Consider the following 1,239-nt stretch of genomic DNA (forward strand, 5'->3'; position numbering starts at 1 on the left):
TGGGCTGCTGCCGGTTTCGTGGACACCGACCTAAGCTTTTTGAGCTTTCTCGAACTGTATCGGACTGACGTAGCCGAGCGTCGAGTGACGACGCGTCGGGTTGTAGAACCGCTCGATGTAATCGAACACATCAGCGCGGGCCTGTTCCCGGGTCCGGTACACCTTTCTAGCCGTGCGCTCAGTCTTCAGTGAACTGAAGAAGCTCTCCATGGCCGAGTTGTCCCAGACCTCGCCCGCGCGGCTCATGCTGCAGGTGATGCCTTGCTCCTTGAGCAGCTCCTGGAAGTGCTCGCTGGTGTATTGGCTTCCTTGATCGGAGTGATGCAGCAACGCGACCGGCTTGCCCCGGCGCCACACGGCCATCATCAACGCATCGGCCACGAGTTGCGAGGTCATGCTGTCCTGCATCGACCAGCCGACGATGCGACGCGAGTACAGGTCGAGCACCGCAGCGGCATACAGCCAGCCCTCGGCCGTCCAGATGTACGTGAAGTCGGCCACCCACTTCTGGTTGGGCGCATCAGCCTGGAACTGCCGGTCTAACACGTTGTCGGCGATAGCGCTGCGCTGGCCTCGGTCTTGCGGCAAGCCTCTGCGTCGTGGCCTCGCACGCAGGGCCTGTTGACGCATGAGCCGTTCAATGCGGTGCAATCCGCATCGCTGACCGAGTGCCAGCACGTCATGCCACACGCGCCGGGCACCATAGGTGCGGTCACTGCCCAGGAAACTCTGACGCACCTGGCTGCCGAGCACCTCGTCTTCCAGACTGCGTTGGCTTCGGGGCCTGCTAAGCCACGCATAGAAGCCGCTTCGCGAGACACCGAGCGCCTCGCACATCATTGCCAACGGCCACGTCCCTCGGTGTTTCGCAACGAAGCCGAACTTCACATCGACTCCTTGGCGAAGTAGGCCGCCGCTTTTTTCAACAGGTCACGCTCCATGCGCAGCTTGGCGTTCTCCTTCCTCAAACGCTCCAGCTCAGCCTGTTCGGGCTTCATCACGCCATGACCAGGGAACGCCTGCTGCGGGTCCGCAGTCGCCTCACGTACCCATTTGCGCAGCACGTTCTCGTGCACATCGAGGTCGCGTGCAGCCTGCGCCACCGACACGCCTCGTTCCTTCACCAGCTTGACAGCCTCAAGCTTGAACTCTCGGCTGAATTGCCTTCTCGTTCCCATGAACCACCTCCGGTTTCATTTCACACCTTAACAAGGTGTCTTTGAAACCGGCAGCAGCCCA

Annotated in this window: 1 protein-coding gene; it reads right to left on the minus strand. The window is 61.2% G+C overall.

From position 1 onward, the window contains the following. Positions 1–30 precede the first annotated feature (30 nt). Positions 31–1,178 (minus strand): IS3 family transposase gene (locus tag AC07Y4_RS32940; RefSeq protein WP_159275353.1). Its coding sequence is split into 2 segments (ribosomal slippage): positions 31–911 and positions 911–1,178, totalling 1,149 coding nucleotides; the frame shifts between segments, so codons are not numbered across the junction. Between the last annotated feature and the right edge of the window lie 61 nt (positions 1,179–1,239).

The sequence above is a fragment of the Variovorax sp. GW460-12-1-14-LB1 genome, from assembly GCF_059423605.1.